Raw genomic sequence first — 17,486 nt, forward strand, 5'->3', positions numbered from 1 at the left:
TTATAATTTTAAAGAAGACCTACCCGTCCTTTTCTTCCAAACTGAAAAAATCGTTCACCGGCTTATCGAACACCGCGGAAAGTTTTAGGGCCAGTACTGTGGAAGGTGTATACCTACTCGCTTCGATAGAATGTATGGTTTGGCGGGAGACGCCAATGCGATCGGCCAATTCTTGCTGGGTAAGGTTAAGAATTGCCCGCTCTACTTTTAACGTATTTTTCATACGGTACATTTTTTGAGCATTACGCGAAAGAACATAATTTGAACAAGCAGCATAAAGGCCAGCACCTGAAAGTAGCTCATATCTAATGTCGCATCCGTAGGATCTAACACAAGTGCTACCAAATAATCTACATATGGTTGAATTAAGGCGTACAACACGCCCATCACAAAGGCAATCGCATAGGATTGTGCTCGCAAGGCTCCCATCATTTCATCTTCTACCCGCTCTTTTGAGATAGAGATCATAAGGAGGCCGATTAATAATAAATTTCGCAACAGATTGCGCAGCCACATCGGTTCGGCCTCTGTGTACTTTAAGGAGAACATAACTGCGATCACTGCGAGAAACAAAAATAGTCCCAGTCGTTTGCAATAATGCGGTAGCTGAAAATTTCGAAGCTTCTGAAAAGCCTTTCGATCCCATTCGATAATCTTCTTAATCGTCATCTTGAATAGTTTAGCGTGTTTTACAATATGACAAATATACATATATTTTTGTAAAACATGCTTTACATTTTATAAAAAGATCGATACTGGTTTTAGAAAGCGCTGTATTATTCTTTGATTACGGTTATATTGGCTTTGTATCCAGTGAGCAGATTCCAGCCTTTTGCTGAAATAATTCGGCCGTCCTCATCATACACGTGTAATTCGGCGGTATTCGGTCCCGAATCCCCTTGGTTCAAGGCTTGAAAACTTATTACATTGGGGCCATCGTCCAGACTTATTGTAATTCCCTGAAAGCTGCTCGTGAGGGAAATATCCGATTGTACGATGTCTTCATTGACGTATACTCTAATTCGATCGCCATCTACATGTTGATGATCACGATACATGACACGCACGAATCCGGTCTTGGTACGTACTTCCCCCAAAGCCTGGTCACGAGCCATGGTTTCTTCCTCTTTTTTCTTTTCCTCAAAATACTTAGGCCCTTTGGCCATAGGAGAATCCAATAATCCATCGTCCTGATTCATCTCGAACGGCTTTTCTTCCTCTTTACCCAAATCGGAATCGGCATCAAACTGATACTTTTTATTCTCCAGGTTCGAAATATTTGGGCGTTCGATCGCCGGCAATTCTAACCCTGTAGGGTCGTTCTCATTATTATCTACGGCTTCAAAACGCACCGTATTATTTCCTGTTTCCACCTGAGCCATCGCAAGAGACGTTCCTAACAATGCCAGTCCTAGCCATACATATTGTTTCATAATTGTTGCCTTGTCGCTTTTTATGCGTCAAAATTCACGCCAAAAATAAGGAATGATTAGCGAGTACTCATTTTATTTAATTTCCCTATCTCCTCCTCCGTGAGCTGCAATTGTATGGCTTCTTTGAATGCTTGCAGGTGACTGTCTTTTGTGGCGCTGGCAATGGGTGCCGAAATACCCTTTTGCTGCATGATCCACGCAAGGGCCACCGCGGCTGCCGTGCTTTGCTGATGATTGGCAATGTCTTCCAACACCATCAATAATTTTTTGGTGTCAGCATTCCAATGCTTTTTCACGTAATCGGTTCGGGAAGAATTCTCAAGATCTTTTTCATTGCGATACTTTCCGCTAAGCAAACCACTGGCCAACGAAAAATACGAGGCGACGCCTAATTGGTGCTCTAGGCAGTAGTCTTGTAATGCCCCTTCAAAAGTCTCGCGAGCGAGTAAATTGTACTCGGGTTGTACTACTTGATAGTTGGGAAGATTATTTGCTTCGGAAACTTTTTTAGAAGATTGTAAGCGTTCTACTGAAAAGTTGGAGGCTCCAATATACCGCACCTTACCTTCCTGAATCAATTCTTGGTAGGTACCTAAGGTTTCTTCCGGCGGGGTCGTTTCATCATCCTTATGGCTATAATACAGATCGATATGGTCGGTTTGGAGTCGGCGTAACGAATCCTCCACCGATTTCCTAATGTGTGCTTCCGATAAATCGATCTTACCCTGCCCCATATCCATCCCTACTTTGGTACAAATAATCAGTTCATTTCTAAGGTTTCGATCTTTCATCCATTTGCCAATAATGGTTTCACTTTCTCCTCCCTTGTTTCCCGGAGCCCAGCGAGAATAGACATCGGCAGTATCAAGGGTTTGAATGCCCATGTCGAACATGGCATCTAAAATGGCAAACGATTCTTTTTCATCAAGCGTCCAGCCAAAAATGTTTCCGCCAAAAATAATGGGTGATATGGTAAGGTCTGTCGTTCCAAGTTTTTTATAATCCATAGATTTATTTGGTTTTGTCTTGTTTTTTCTTTCGCATCCAAAGGAGTACCAAGATCGCGGCAACAATGGGTAAAACAATATAGATAATCCAATCCGCGGGATCTGAAAAATCGATAGGAGTGTTGTTGTCGGGATGGGGTACATTTTCCGGAATCTGTAAGGCTTTTCCTAAAAATGTTACGGGGTAGCTCATAGCGTTTAATTTCTATTGAAGGTACAGAAAGCGTATTTTTTGCCCCAATTTTTAACAATTTCTGTTAAGGTTTTGGAATTGTCGAATCTAAGAGTTACTATAGAGGGTTAAACAAATGTAAATAGGATTATATGAGACAACTCAAAATTACCAAGCAGGTTACTAACCGGGAAACGAAATCATTAAATAATTACCTACAAGATGTTAGTAAAATTGAAATGATTTCAGCAGACGAAGAGGTAGAGTTGGCAAGAAAGATTAAAGAAGGTGATCAAGTTGCATTGAATCGATTAACGAAAGCGAACTTACGCTTCGTGATTTCGGTAGCAAAACAATATCAAAATCAAGGATTACGACTCCCCGATCTTATAAATGAAGGAAATGTAGGGCTGGTGAAGGCCGCCAAACGATTCGACGAAACGCGTGGATTCAAATTCATTTCGTATGCGGTATGGTGGATTCGACAATCCATTCTTCAAGCCATTGCTGAACATGCCCGTGTGGTACGTCTTCCATTAAATAAAATTGGAGAGATTAATAAAATCCGAAAGGCTTCCAATCACCTACAACAGGTTTATGAACGGGTACCCACCGCCAAGGAGATCGCGCAAGAGCTTGACATCACTGAAAGCAAAGTGAAATTAGCACTTAAAAACAGTAATCGCAGCTTGTCCATGGATGCTCCTTTTCAGGAAGGAGAAAACGACAATAACCTGTACGACGTGATCAGTAGCGGAGAGTCGCCCAAACCAGACAAGACTTTATTGATGGATTCCCTTAAGACAGAAATCAATCGCGCGCTCGCCACACTTTCAGAAAAAGAAGCGAACATTATCAAGTTGAACTTTGGATTGGAAGGGCAGCCAGCTAAGACACTGCAAGAAATTGGAGATGACTTTGACCTGAGCAGAGAACGCGTACGTCAAATTCGCGAAAAGGCCATCCGTAATCTTCGCAGAGAATCGAAAAGCCATATCCTCAAGAAATATTTAGGATAAGAAGCATTTCCCAGCTAATTTTTATGATTTCCTTAGTGATTCGCTAGAGGTTTGCCTTCTATCTTTATAGCAGACTAACCTTCCGTATGACTGGAGAAATTCTTTTGGTGTTCGGCATTCTTCTGGCAACCATCATCATGTTTGCCATTGAAGTATTTCCTGTCGATAAAGTAGCGCTGCTCTTGATTGTGGCGTTGAGTTTATCTGGGTTGGTATCGCCTGAAGAGGCGATTTCAGGCTTTTCAAACACAGCGACAATTACCATTTTGGCCTTGATGATATTAGCTTTGGGGATGGAAGACACTGGAGTCATTGCAACGCTGGCACGGTTCCTTACCAAACTGCACGCCTTGCCCCTGCTCCTACTGGTTCCGGCGTTTATGTTTATTACCGCTGGAATTTCAGCATTCATAAGTACAACCGCAGTAGTTATTGTCTTTATTAAAATCATCGGCGAACTAAGCAAGCGTTTTGACATCCCAAGAGCCAAGCTTTTGATGCCTATTTCATTTGCTGGTATTATGGGCGGAAGTTGCACTTTAATGGGTACCTCTACCAACCTACTTGTTAACAGTACTGCCCAGAAATTAGGCGCCGAACGCTTTAGTTTTTTTGAATTTTCGCTATACGGTCTTGTTTTTTTAGTCGTCGCCGTAATCTTAGTGACCATTGCGTCACGATGGTTACCTAAGGATTCGCCACCTAGTTTGGAAGAAGAATACAAGCTGGAAGATTACGTAACCACGGTTCGTATCTTGGAAGATTCGGAATTAATTGACAAAAAGATCCAGGATACGTTTCTTTTCGGAAACAAAAACATTACGCTTCTAAAACTATTCCGAAATAGTGTGGTGACCAATGCTCCGGGAAAGTATGTAAAATTGCAAGAGAACGACAAGCTGATTTTGATGTGTGATTTTGAAAACCTCGTCCGGCTACGCCAGGCAGAGCATCTTAGCGTCCATGAAAAGCAACAATTACACGACACCCCTGATGAGCACGCAGAAGCGGTTTCGGAAGTTCCCGAAGCGGAAGTACCCGTAGAGTTTGTAGAACTGTTAATTCTTCCGGGCTCGGATTTGATCGGAAAGAATCTACGAGATTTGCGCAGTGAAAATATTGGGGACGCTACTCCGATAGGAGTTCAAAAACGAAGAAATATTCGAAATACCAAGGAACGTTTGATACGAAAAGACTTTGAAAAAATAAATCTGAAGCCGGGAGATCGCCTGTTGGTGAATGTTCCTCAAAATGAATTACACGGCCTATACCAAATGAAAAACATCGCTGTCTTACGCGCTATGAAAGCTACGGAGTCGCCTTCCGGTACGAAGCGATATCTGGGATTCGGAATCTTACTTACAGTCATTGCATTAGCGGCATCGGGGCTATTATCGATTTTAGTGAGCGCTCTTCTGGGCGTTTGTTTATTATTACTCACCAAATGTATCTCCTTGAATAATGTTTATCACCGCGTCAATTGGCAGGTCATTTTCTTACTTGCCGGTATGATTCCGCTAGGAGTGGCTATCAATAATACCGGGGCCGACATCTGGATTTCAGAACAACTCATGGTAATCATGAGTGGACAGTCGAATATGTTTATCATCGGACTCATCTTTTTGGTCACCATGCTCATGAGTGGGATTATTAGCAACAATGCCACGGCTATTATAATGACACCTATCGCCATTGCAGTAGCTTCAGGGCTTGAACTCACCCTAATGCCTTTTTTACTCGCTGTATTATTTGGGGCGAATTTCAGCTTTTTTACCCCCATGGGGTATCAAACCAATACCTTGATTTACGGTATGGGTATCTATAAATTCAAACATTTTTTGTGGATTGGAGGTATCCTGTCAATCGTCTTGTGGGCGATCGGGACCTTATTATTATCCACCTTATTATAAACCAACAAATATTTATTTATGGAATTTTCAATAAACGACGCTATCAACAATTTATGGGAAAAACTCGATGGATGGTTGGACGCCATTATTCTTAAGTTGCCAAATATGGTCGTGGCTATTTTGGTCATGATCCTTTTCTATTTCCTGGCCAAATATGTAAGTCGGTTTACCAAAAGAATTGCCTTTAAGGGAATTAAGCAAGAATCCATAAAACAGATGCTAACCAAGCTACTGTTTGCGGTTATCCTGTTAGTTGGGTTTTTTATCGCTCTCGGAATTTTAGAACTGGATAAAGCGCTTACTTCCATCTTGGCCGGTGCCGGAGTAGTTGGATTGGCCATTGGTTTGGCACTTCAGGGTACCTTGGGAAACACGGTTTCGGGATTGGTGCTTTCTTTTCTACCAAAGGTGCGCATTGGCGACTTTATAGAAACTGGCGATAAAAAAGGATATGTTACCGAAATAAGCCTTCGGAACATCGTGATTCGTCAAACCGATAACGAATATGTCATTATTCCTAACTCCACTTTTGTAGACAACCCCTTTACCAATTACTCTTGGACGGATCGTTCAAGAATCGACGTTGCTTGCGGCGTGGGATATGAAGATGATCTCGAAAAAGTAGAACGCCTGGTGAGCGAGGTAATCTCTGAAAATTTTGAGCAGCACGATGGAGAAGGTGTCGAATTCTTCTTTACGGAATTTGGAGATAGCTCTATTAACTTTGTGACTCGTTTTTGGATCAATAGTACCAAACCAAAACCGAAGTTGGCCGCAAAGCACAAGGCCATCATGCTTATCAAGAAGCGTTTCGATGCCGAAGGCGTCAATATTCCGTTCCCTATTCGCACCCTGGACTTCGGAAAAAACCAATTACAAATGGTCTCTAAGCATTCAGGAAATGGTGCCTCCTAGTCTTGAAAGCATATAGCCAAAAAATGAAAGAGGGTGTTGTAACATCCTCTTTTCTTTTCTTTGAGAATCAGCAACATACTTTTAGTCGTTTCAGACTTTTAACAAAACAATAGCATTCCTTAGGGAAAAACTTTAAGGATACGACCTTTTATTTGTACCCAACAAACCTATTAAATTAAATAATCATGAAAATGAAACTTGCACTTCCCCTAATTGCAGGAGCCTTAATTTTTACCTCCTGTGTTTCCAAAAAGAAATACGTAGAATTACAAGACCAGTACAATGAGTCGCAATCGGCTTTGATGAAGACTCAGGTCGAAAAAGAAGAGATAGAGGCTAAATATGCTGCTATCGAAGATCGCGTGGCAAATTACAATGCTAAAATCAAGTCGCTTTCGGAAGAAAACGAAGATCTTGAAATGAATAGCCTGCGTAAGTATGACAATGTTGTGCTCTCTAATAAGGAGAAAGAGCAGATGAAAAAGGCCTTGGCCAATGTCGATCAACAAGAGCTTGCGCAAGCAGAGACGCTTGAAGATAGTATGAACTTGATCATTTCTTATAACCTAAAGAAAAACCTGGATAACAACTTGGTTGCTGAAGGTGAGGAAGATGACATCAATATTGATATCGATGACACCGTAGTGATGATCAATATTTCTGATAAGTTGCTATTCAACTCTGGAAGCTATCGTGTGAACCCTAAAGCAAACGACCTTCTAGGACGCCTTGCCGAGGTGATTAATAGCGAGCCTGCCTTAGAAGTCATGATTGAAGGTCATACAGACGCTCGTACCGTGAAAAACGGTGCGTATATCAAGGATAACTGGGAGTTGAGTGTTGAACGCTCTACCGCAGTGATTAGAACCTTGCAAGAGAAGTTCAACGTGGCACCCGAAAAACTGATTGCTGCCGGACGCAGTAGTTATAATCCTATTGCCGATAATGAAACGGCTGACGGGCGCTCTAAAAACCGTAGAACGCGTATTGTGATTTTACCGAACCTTGATAAATTCTTAGCGCTCTTATCAGCGAATTAAGAAATATGATATGGCATACGAAAGCGACTCTAACGAGTCGCTTTTTTTATGCAACTCTCACAAAATTAATACTATCTTTATTCAGACTAACTACTTTAAACAGAGCCATGCGCATTACGGAGTCGCCGTATTTTGATCAATGTCTGCATACCATTACCAAGCCATTTGGCGAATTTTATGTGTTTGATCATTATGTGATTGGTGAAATTTCAGAAGGAGTGCATTTTCATTGGGACTTAGCCATCCAGGTGATCGAGGAAGTCTATGATTTTTTTGGCTCAAGAGCTATTGAAGTCACCTATATCTCCAACCGTATTCACTCCTACTCTGTGCATCCACAAGATTGGCTGAAATTTTATAAAGATCGTCATTACATCAATGGTTTTGCTATTGTAACCTACAATAAGATTACCTACAAAAATGTATTGATTGAAAAACTGTTTTTCAAATCGCGCATGCGGCAGTTTGAAACTCTCGCGTTGGCTGTTGATTGGGCACTTTCCCTTTCTGATGGAGCAACATCAAAAAAACGTGGATGAAAAGTCTTTTGCTGTGTTAAATTCTTAATTTTTTGTTAAGGCAATTTGGAAATAGATTAAATTTGTCGCTTACTTTACACTTATGGCGTTACAACAGCGTACCGACTTTTGCGAACTTGATTTCTTTGATCGATACGCAATTATGAAAACTTTCGAAAATCAAATTATAGATCTAGAAAAAGTAAAGAAGCTCCAGCAACTGTTTGTGGATCACTTTAAAAAAAATGATTTTGTTTTGATTTCAGATCGACGCCATCAATACGAGATAGATTTGAATGTTTATAAGGGATCGAAAATCCCAAGTACGCTGAAAGGATTTGCCATCGTTTCAAATACCCCAAGCGAACGAGAACGCGCCTTAAAAGAGCAAACGCTCTTTGATAATAGCTTCGCTTTTTTTGAGTCTTTAGAAGACGCTGTGCATTGGGCCAATGCCTTCTTTCGGTATTAAGGTTGGTCTCCCGAGACGACTGATGGGGAAGCAGCAGGAAATTCATCTAATGCTTCTACCAATTGGTAAATATCAGAGATATCACGCTCCGGCTCTATTTCTTTTAGTTCCGAAATATTCTGATATTTCAAAGAATAGCAGTTTCCATTTTCATCACAGGAGCACAATTCGTCAATAAGACACATGTTGTTCTGAAATTTTATGATGTAAGGGGTTTCCTCCTTGATTTTTGTTTTTCGAATTTTCTGTCCAACCACTACACTTCCTTTCGCTACAGAGGGATGCGTAGCATCGAAGGTTTGAAATACGATGATATTTCGATTGGTATTAATGAGCTTCAGCTTTCGAACATCTTTTGACGCTTTTAACGGATGGATCACTTTCTTTAGAGCTCCCTCTTCTTTAGATTCTGATACCGTTGTTGCACCTGCATCTTCTTCTCCAAAAAATATGTAATTGAGATTAAGCTGGTTTTCATTACAGAGTGCTATAACTTTATTAAAGTCGAGCGTATCTCTCTTCTTCCAGGTAGATAAGGTATTCGCTTTGATTTCCAACAACTTACAAAGCGCCTTGTCGGAAGTAAGACTCAGTTCCGCTTTGATACGATCTATTACAATACTAGCCGATTGTGCCATATATTACAGTTTAAAATACATGCCCAGCTGGGGATATAAGGTGAGTATTTTTCTATTCCATTGGAAGAGAAGAATATTTTTAATTAGGGGGTTAATCCATTAAATATAACATAATTTGTACAGTAATCAATAAAAAAAATGTTTCTCCTTCTTTAAGAGCGAATGAAGGCTACAATTATACGACTATTGTTAAAATCAACTTCAGTAGTGTAACTCACTCACTTTCTACCCTTTACCTGTAACGTTTTTTCCATAGGTATCGCTATTTCTCAATACGAGAACTCTCTATATGAGAACTTTTAACTTTTTATTAACTTTTTTATTCTTAAATTAGACCGTATAACGATGTTATAATCATTTCATCGTTAGTCGGAATCCCCAGAGTGTTTCAGCCCACTACTCCGATTACTAGCGTTGCTACGCTAAACATAAGAAGAATTTTAAAGCCCCGAATATATGATACGACTACTACCTAACCCAATTGTCTGTCTCCTATTTATGTTACTTTGTTTTAGTGGTGTTTCACCGCTGATGAGTCAGACCCCATCCTTAGCCGATCAAGTAATCCTCAGCAACAACGTGGATGATCCCGAAAACGCCACTGCCGATAACGGAGCATTTGCCGTACTCAATTCGTACGGAGGAGATATTCTTGGAGGCGGCAGTTTTTCCGGAGAGTTAGAACTTGCGTATCCCAGTCAAGTTCCAGCGAATACCACTACCTATATTCAAATTGATTTCGATGAAGATATATTAAACTCACTATTAGGGGGAAGTCTCGGAACATTGCTTGCGGAAGTCATTGGGACGGTTGTCTTCGGAAATCATTACTTTAATGTCGAAGCTCGTTCAGGTGCGAGCACGGTTCTTAGCAAATCCTCTCTTCTTCCTCCCGATGATTGGCGATTTCGAATTGTTCAGGATGAAGCGGAAAACTTCTATATCGCGATTACTCCCAATCAACCCTATGATCGCATCTATATTGAAGACAACACAGACGCCTTGCTGCTGGGCACCTTCAATAGTATGAATGTGTATAAAGCCTTTTACTATGCGGAAGCCGAATGCGCTATTGATCCTTTGTACACCGACTTTGACGGAGATGGACTCACGGTCGACCTACTTGGCCTTGGCGGCGCTGGAGTAACCAATGCGCACCACGCCATCGATCAGGATACGACAAATTTTTCTGAATTGAGCTTGGGAATCATTGGTGTAGCAGCATCCATAGAACAGAATATTTATTTTCCGAAAACCTACAGTCCTTCGGAAACGCTCGAAATTACCTTACAAACCGAACCGACCTTGGTGACGCTTGGTATTCTCAATGAAGTGGAAGTGTTGGCTTTTGACAAGGGTACACTCACCTATAATAATGACATCAATACCTTGCTCACCGCCGATCTTTTGACCCTACTGCAAAATGGTGAGCAAGCTACCATCCCGATTTCCCCGGGGGTAGCCTTTGATCGTATTACCGTGCGCCTTAATTCCCTTATCGGGGTAAGTCTTTCTCAATCTTTAGACCTTTATGGTGTTAGCATTATGGGGCCCGCGACTCCCACTACTGCTGATGACACGCAAACCTTCTGCTTGGTAGATGCGCCAACGATAGCCGATTTAAATGTTAATGAACCTCAAGTGATATGGTATGACGATCCTGTCGCAGGGACCCCCTTCGATCCTACCGATCCGTTGAGCGATGGAGAAACCTACTATGCCGCACAACTCGTTGATGGATGTGAAAGTGACGGCCGACTCGCTGTGACCGTAACCATTAACGATACAGAGGTGCCAACTACCACCAACCCTACTCAAGACTTTTGTGTAATTGATACACCCACCGTAGCCGATCTAGAGGCTAGTGGCCCGATGATTCAATGGTATGGTAACGCCTCTGGCGGAACACCCCTGGATCCTACCGATCCCCTTACTAACGGAGCAACCTATTACGCGACCGCTACCGGAGCAAATGGTTGTGAAAGCGCCGATCGATTAGAAGTAACCGTTTCGGTTTCCGACACCCCCACTCCCACTACATCTGACGCTACGCAAGAATTCTGTGCAGTGGAAGCCCCCACTGTAGCCGATCTACAAGCAGACGGCCCCATGATTGTTTGGTATGATGCCGCAACGGGAGGCACTGCGTATGATTCAACCGATGCTTTATTAGATGGAACCATCTATTACGCAAGCGCCACAGATGCCTCGGGTTGTGAAAGTTCAAATCGATTAGAGGTTACGGTGAGTATTGAAGACACGAGCACTCCCACCACGGCGAACACGAACCAAGAGTTTTGTGTGGTTGCGGATCCTACGGTAGCCGACCTGCAAGCAGACGGTCCAGACATTCAGTGGTATGATGACGCCACAGGAGGTACTCCCTTAGATCCATCTGAACCACTTGTAGATGGAGCCACCTACTATGCGACCGCTACCGGCACCAACGGATGCGAAAGTTCAAATCGTTTAGAAGTTACTACCACTTTGAACGACACCCCCACGCCTACCACCGATAATAGTACTCAGGCGTTTTGCCTAAGTGATGCACCTACGATAGCCGACTTACAGGCCGAGGGGCCATCGATTCAATGGTATCTCACACCCAACGGTGGCACTCCATTAGATCCTACGGAACTACTTACCGACGCTACCACATATTACGCCACGGCTACCAACGGTACGGGTTGTGAAAGTGCAGAGCGCCTGGAGGTATCAGTTAACCTTACAGACCCCGGAGCTCCCACCACTGATGATAGCACCCAGTCCTTTTGTGCTATTGACATGCCCACGGTAGCAGACCTGTCAGCATCCGGAGGTAGCATTACCTGGTACGATATGGAAAGTGGAGGCACTCCCTTAGATCCTACAGAACCGCTAGCAGACGGACAAACATATTACGCAACCGCCACCGATACAAATGGTTGCGAAAGCTCAGAACGCCTCGAGGTGCTGGTAGCAATTAACGATACCGATGCGCCTACTACAGATGACCCCAATCCGTCGTTTTGCGTTGTAGACGTCCCAACCATAGCCGATCTGAATGTGGAGGGTCCTAATATTCTTTGGTATGAAGAAGCAACAGGAGGCACACCTATAGATCCTTCAGTGGCACTGGTTTCCGGAACTACGTATTACGCCTCGGCTACTGGGACCAGTAATTGTGAAAGCGCTAACCGACTGCCGGTTACAGTGACCTTAGAAGATACCGATGCGCCTACCACAGACAATGATTTGCAGGCTTTTTGCCGCATCGACAATCCTACGGTAGCCGATCTCCAAGCCGATGGTTCCAATATTATTTGGTATGACAGCCCTATTGATGGCACCCCATACAACCCAACCGACCCACTTACTGATGGAACGACGTATTATGCAACCGCTACAGGCGCCAATGGGTGTGAAAGTGCTAACCGACTCGAAGTTGTCGTTCAACTGAATAATACAGCACCACCCACCACCGATGATAGCAGTCAGGTTTTTTGTACTACGGAAGCGCCTACGGTGGCAGATTTACAGGTAGATGGTCCTGGTATAATCTGGTACGATATGCCTACCGGTGGCACTCCGTATGAGTCTACCGATCCTTTAAGCGATGGTACTACCTATTACGCTTCGGCTACGGGAGCATCGGGTTGCGAAAGTACCGAGCGCCTGGAGGTAACCGTATCGCTAGATCCTGCTTCAGACCCTACCATCGCGTCCGAAAATGACGGTCCGGCTTGTCTGGAAACAGTTGTAACGTATACCACGGAAGTCGGTCAAGATAGCTATATCTGGAATATCAATGGAGGTATCGTTACAGATGGCGGAAGCACCAACGATAATTTTATTTCGGTACGCTGGACACAACTCGAAGACACCAACGTCTCTGTTTCCTACACTCCCGTGGGAGAATGTAACACAGGATCAGAAGTGACCTTTTCCGAAGAAATAGAAGTATGTGCAGATATCACCATTACCAAGACGGTGAATAATGAAAGACCCCGTGTGGGAGAAAATATCACCTTCTTCATTACGGTTACTAATGATGGTCCCAATGATTTCGAGGGATTACGAATCGCTGAAAACATACCTTCCGGATTTGAATTAGTTTCCTTTGAAACGACCTTAGGAACCTACGATCCGTCGTCCGGACTTTGGTTAATTGACCTCCTACCAGCTGAAGAAATGGCCCAACTAAGTGTGGTGGTAGAGGTTTTAGGGAGCGGAAACTATACCAATATCGCTACGATCATTAGTTCGCAACCCCTAGATGATGATGCCAATAACGCAGCGGAAATTACGGTAGAACCGGAATGTCTAACCATCTATAACGAATTTTCGCCCAATGCCGACGGTTTTAATGATCGTTTCACCATTACCTGCATTGAGAATTACCCTAATAATGAACTTCAGATTTATAATCGCTACGGAAGCTTAGTCTATCAGGAACGCGGCTATGAAAATCAATGGGAAGGAACCTCGAATGTCGCTGGAGCCAACAGCTCACAGGATGGACTGCCAGCGGGTACCTACTATTATATTCTGAAGCTGGATAACGACACCCAGGCACAAACCGGGTGGTTATACCTGATGAAGTAATTCTATGCACTGTTCACTTAAAACTTTCGATATGAAATCATTACAATCTATATCTACCACCGTCTTTCTGTTATCCATATTGTGGATAAGCTCGAAGGCAGCGGCACAACAGGACCCTCAGTACACCCAATATCTGTACAATACCATGAGTATCAACCCGGCTTATGCGGGTTCCTTAGAAACCTTAGACGTGGTAGGCACCTATCGCGATCAATGGGTAGGAATAGACGGCGCCCCAAACACACAAAACTTAGGAATTCACACACCGCTTCGGAACGAAAAGATTGGTGTTGGGATCAATATTTCTCATGATCGACTAGGCCCCTCCCGCGAAGTACTTATTAACGGTAATTTCTCGTATAAACTTCAATTGAGTCCGACCCTAAAACTGGGACTCGGAATAAAAGCCGGGGCCGACTTTCTGGACATCGACTTTTCTGAAGGAATTTTTCAGGACCCGAATGATCCTGTTTTAAATACTAATGTCGACAACCGCACGACGCTTACGTTGGGAACCGGGGCTTATCTATATTCCAACAATTGGTATTTGGGTCTTTCGGTTCCTGATTTTATTACCGATTCATTTTACGATAATATGGACCAATCCGTTTCCGAAGAAGAACTGCAATATTATATGATTGGTGGGTATGTATTCGACGTGAGTACCGACTTCCGCTTGAAACCTGCGTTCTTGTTGAAATACCTTCGCAACACCCCCATTGTAGTAGACGTCTCTGCCAACGTGCTTTATCGAGACCGACTCACCTTTGGGGTCTCTTATCGCTACGAAGATGCCATCAGTGGTATTGTGGGAGTGCAAGTGATCCCCAGCGTATTTGTAGGCTACTCGTACGATTACACCCTTACCGATCTGAGTGATTTCAACGACGGAACGCATGAAATCGTCTTGCGCTTCACCCTTGTAAAACAAAGCAAACGTATTAACTCACCTCGATTCTTTTAAAACCCATCTCTATGAAATTTCAATCCACTTTATTGCTCTTACTTTTCAGCACTTTTTGTTTTAGTCAGAGTGCCCTTAAAAAAGCGAATCGATTATTTCAAACGAAAGCGTATACCAGCGCTGCAGAAGTATATGGTGAGCTTTTAGAAGAAAATACAGCATTAGACCTTGAAACCCTCCTGCAAGCGGCAGATACATATCATTACATAAAAGAGCCACGACAAGCGGCTCAATTATATGAGAAGGCTTATAATAAAAACGACAAAGATTTGGGAGCGCCCTTTCTCTATCGATATTATCAGTCGCTTCGAGGGCTTCGAGAATACGAAAAGGCCGATGCCTTATATCGCAAGTTTCTAAAGGGCCAAGAACAGACCGATGCCTTGGCTTCCTACGAAGTAGCCGTACAGCGATTTGATTCGCTTCGGAAAGACAATACTCCTTCCCAATACAGCCTACGCAACCTCGATATTAACACGGAATATTCTGAATTCGCGCCGGTAGCCTACGACGGAAGGATCATCTTCTCTTCGTCTCGTCCCGGCGCCTCTAAAGAACTGTATGCCTGGAATCGACAGCCGTACCTTAGCTTGTTCATCGCCGATGAAAACGAACAGGGAAATTTAGAGAACGTCCGCGTTTTTTCGAAACAAATTGGAACTCAGTTTCACGATGCTACGCTTGCCTTTGTACCAGATTCAGATCAGGTATTCTTCACCTCTAGTAATGTCAAAAAGAATAAACTGATACTCGATTCGGGTCGAACTAATAATTTTAAGATCTATCGAGGCCGCATGGAGGATACTAAGATCGTTGAGAAGCAGGAATTACATTTCAACAGTAATACCTATTCGGTGGGGCATCCCGCAGTGAGCTCTGATGGGAAGTACCTGTTATTTGCCTCCGACATGCCGGGCGGGTATGGCGGTGCCGACCTGTATTATTGTCGTATTTACGAAGATGGTATGATCTCAGACCCTGTGAACGCCGGTAGTAGCATAAATACGTGGGGAAATGACTTTTTTCCACATGTTGTGGACGGCACCTTGTTCTTTGCCTCGGATGGTCATGTAGGTTTTGGCGGTTTAGATTTGTACGAAGTTGAGTTTACTCCGGAGTTTGGTCTGGGGGTGCCTAATAATCTAGGGAAGAACATCAATAGTGTTGGGGATGATTTCGGATTGATATTGAATGCTGAAACCAATACTGGATATGTTTCCTCCAACCGGGCTTCCGGAATGGGCGACGATGATTTGTATCACTTCAATCGCGTTCCTCCGGAATGCAACCAATGGGTTATCGGAAACGTTAAAGACAGCACCACACAACGTCCTATTTTTAATGTGACGGTAGTAGCGAAAGATTCCACAGGTACGACGGTGGAAACAACCGTTACCGATGCCGCAGGAGATTTTATTTTTAGTCAGCCTTGCGAAGAAGCGGTAACCATCGTCGCCTCTAAAAGCGGCTATTATGAGTCGGAAGAAAGAGCCTATACCGGAAAAGCCAACGATGGAAAAACAGACGGTATCGCTATTTGGATGAAGAACGCTGAAGAGAAGATCATTCAGGATGCCAATACGGGCGAAGAGAAAATAGATTTGGAAACCATCTTCTTCAACTACGATCAATGCAACGTCACCTCAAAAGCAGCGGTGGTTCTGGATGAGGCCGTGTCTCTAATGAAAACCTATCCCGACATGGTCATAAAAATTGAAGCACATACTGACGCTCGGGGCTCTGCGGAATACAACAGATCCCTATCCGACAAACGCGCTAAGGCCACAAGAGACTACCTATATTCTCAAGGAATTGCAAAGAACCGAATTGTAAGTGCCATTGGGTATGGAGAATCGCAGTTGCTCAATCGTTGTAGTGATGGCGCTTCTTGCGACGAATCATTACATGCTCAAAACCGACGCTCAAATTTCATTATTGTAAAAAGATAATACCTACAACATCCTTATGACTTGATATTATTCAATAAAAAACGGTTATTACTTAATTTTACGTAATGAATTAGGAAAATTAGTATATTATTCATAATTTACAACAACTAACCAATAAGCCATCAAGAACCAATATGCCCCAAAACCAAGAAACATATGGCTTCAAAAATTATTCAATCAGACGCTAGAATCGAAGATGCCAGGGGGTTCGCACACCTAAAATACATCTCCGATCAACCCGAAATGAATGAGATTTTAACTGGTATCTTGAAAGTTACCGAGATCTCTATCGAACCCGGTATGGGCTTTTTACCACACACCCATAAGCACATTGACCTGGTAACGATTCCGCTTCAAGGATCCTTGGAGCGAGTGAATAGCAATGGCGAAAACATCCTCATCCAACCCGGCACGGTCAATGTGATTCGCGCTGGTAATGGCATTAGCCATTATGAATACAACAGCTCTAAAGAGCACTCCTGCCAATGTCTTGAACTGGAATTTACGAATGCTTCTAACAAACGCGCCACCAGCCTGTTGTATGAAACAAGCCGCTTGGACAATTGTTTGAAAGCGATTATACGTAATAAGGAATCTAAATCGCCGCTTTCTTCGGGATATGATGTCTATGTGGGAAATTTCAGAAAAGACCAGGTGTATACCTACAAAAAGAAAAAGGACACCAATGTAGTGGTAGCCTACATTCTTCAGGGGAAGTTAGAGGTAGGGAAAGAAATAATGAGCGAGCGCGAAACCCTGATTTGTGATAAGGATGATTATTGCCGACTTACTTTTAAGGAGGACTCCTTTATTGTACTCGCAGAAATCATACTTCCCTGGAACAAATCTACTCTTAATTGATCAC

At 43.0% G+C, this 17,486-nt stretch carries 16 protein-coding genes; 10 read left to right on the top strand and 6 right to left on the bottom strand.

The window, feature by feature from the left end; genetic code table 11:
• Positions 1-19 precede the first annotated feature (19 nt).
• From PO830_RS00415 to PO830_RS00435, 5 genes are all read right to left on the bottom strand, one after another.
• Positions 20-223, bottom strand: a complete 204-nt coding sequence (locus PO830_RS00415) for a helix-turn-helix transcriptional regulator (protein ID WP_272851550.1) — start codon at positions 221-223, stop codon at positions 20-22.
• A complete protein-coding gene (locus PO830_RS00420) occupies positions 220-669 on the bottom strand; it encodes a hypothetical protein (RefSeq protein WP_272851551.1) in 450 nt (149 codons plus the stop codon). The genes PO830_RS00415 and PO830_RS00420 overlap by 4 nt, the downstream gene beginning before the upstream one ends.
• Before the next feature lie 107 nt (positions 670-776).
• A complete protein-coding gene (locus PO830_RS00425; protein WP_272851552.1) occupies positions 777-1,433 on the bottom strand; it encodes a hypothetical protein in 657 nt (218 codons plus the stop codon).
• A 56-nt stretch (positions 1,434-1,489) separates the two neighbouring features.
• Positions 1,490-2,440 (bottom strand): aldo/keto reductase, encoded by a 951-nt coding sequence (locus tag PO830_RS00430; protein WP_272851553.1) that lies wholly within the window; start codon positions 2,438-2,440, stop codon positions 1,490-1,492.
• A 4-nt stretch (positions 2,441-2,444) separates the two neighbouring features.
• Positions 2,445-2,633, bottom strand: coding sequence for an adenylosuccinate synthetase (locus PO830_RS00435; protein WP_272851554.1), 189 nt, complete (start codon positions 2,631-2,633; stop codon positions 2,445-2,447).
• A 131-nt stretch (positions 2,634-2,764) separates the two neighbouring features.
• On the opposite strand from PO830_RS00435, the gene PO830_RS00440 reads away from it, so the two are divergent.
• The 6 genes from PO830_RS00440 to PO830_RS00465 all read left to right on the top strand — a co-directional run bounded on the left by PO830_RS00440 (position 2,765) and on the right by PO830_RS00465 (position 8,486).
• Positions 2,765-3,631, top strand: a complete 867-nt coding sequence (locus tag PO830_RS00440; protein ID WP_272851555.1) for a sigma-70 family RNA polymerase sigma factor — start codon at positions 2,765-2,767, stop codon at positions 3,629-3,631.
• A gap of 86 nt (positions 3,632-3,717) precedes the next feature.
• Positions 3,718-5,541: an SLC13 family permease gene (locus PO830_RS00445; protein WP_272851556.1), complete on the top strand. Its 1,824-nt coding sequence runs from the start codon at positions 3,718-3,720 to the stop codon at positions 5,539-5,541.
• A gap of 18 nt (positions 5,542-5,559) precedes the next feature.
• Positions 5,560-6,456, top strand: a complete 897-nt coding sequence (locus PO830_RS00450; RefSeq protein ID WP_272851557.1) for a mechanosensitive ion channel family protein — start codon at positions 5,560-5,562, stop codon at positions 6,454-6,456.
• Between the two features lie 185 nt (positions 6,457-6,641).
• A complete protein-coding gene (locus PO830_RS00455; RefSeq protein WP_272851558.1) occupies positions 6,642-7,496 on the top strand; it encodes an OmpA family protein in 855 nt (284 codons plus the stop codon).
• A 107-nt stretch (positions 7,497-7,603) separates the two neighbouring features.
• Positions 7,604-8,035 carry a hypothetical protein gene (locus tag PO830_RS00460; protein ID WP_272851559.1) on the top strand — a complete coding sequence of 144 codons (432 nt, stop codon included), beginning with the start codon at positions 7,604-7,606 and terminating at the stop codon, positions 8,033-8,035.
• Positions 8,036-8,117: 82 nt separating this feature from the next.
• On the top strand, positions 8,118-8,486 hold the full coding sequence (locus PO830_RS00465) for a hypothetical protein (protein WP_272851560.1): 369 nt from the start codon (positions 8,118-8,120) through the stop codon (positions 8,484-8,486).
• On the opposite strand, the gene PO830_RS00470 is transcribed toward PO830_RS00465, so the two are convergent.
• On the bottom strand, positions 8,483-9,124 hold the full coding sequence (locus PO830_RS00470; protein WP_272851561.1) for a helix-turn-helix domain-containing protein: 642 nt from the start codon (positions 9,122-9,124) through the stop codon (positions 8,483-8,485). The two genes, PO830_RS00465 and PO830_RS00470, sit on opposite strands and share 4 nt — an antisense overlap.
• A gap of 456 nt (positions 9,125-9,580) precedes the next feature.
• Between PO830_RS00470 and PO830_RS00475 the strand changes: the two genes are divergently transcribed.
• From PO830_RS00475 to PO830_RS00490, 4 genes are all read left to right on the top strand, one after another.
• Positions 9,581-13,708 (top strand): Ig-like domain-containing protein, encoded by a 4,128-nt coding sequence (locus PO830_RS00475; RefSeq protein WP_272851562.1) that lies wholly within the window; start codon positions 9,581-9,583, stop codon positions 13,706-13,708.
• Between the two features lie 31 nt (positions 13,709-13,739).
• Complete coding sequence (locus PO830_RS00480; protein ID WP_272851563.1) at positions 13,740-14,672, top strand: PorP/SprF family type IX secretion system membrane protein; 933 nt, start codon at positions 13,740-13,742, stop codon at positions 14,670-14,672.
• An 11-nt stretch (positions 14,673-14,683) separates the two neighbouring features.
• The gene (locus tag PO830_RS00485) at positions 14,684-16,621 is read left to right on the top strand and encodes an OmpA family protein (protein WP_272851564.1); all 1,938 of its coding nucleotides are present in this window, start codon (positions 14,684-14,686) and stop codon (positions 16,619-16,621) included.
• A gap of 156 nt (positions 16,622-16,777) precedes the next feature.
• The gene (locus tag PO830_RS00490) at positions 16,778-17,482 is read left to right on the top strand and encodes a pirin family protein (protein WP_272851565.1); all 705 of its coding nucleotides are present in this window, start codon (positions 16,778-16,780) and stop codon (positions 17,480-17,482) included.
• Positions 17,483-17,486 lie beyond the last annotated feature (4 nt).

The organism is Altibacter sp. HG106 (assembly GCF_028561755.1).
Lineage (GTDB): Bacteria > Bacteroidota > Bacteroidia > Flavobacteriales > Flavobacteriaceae > DFVG01.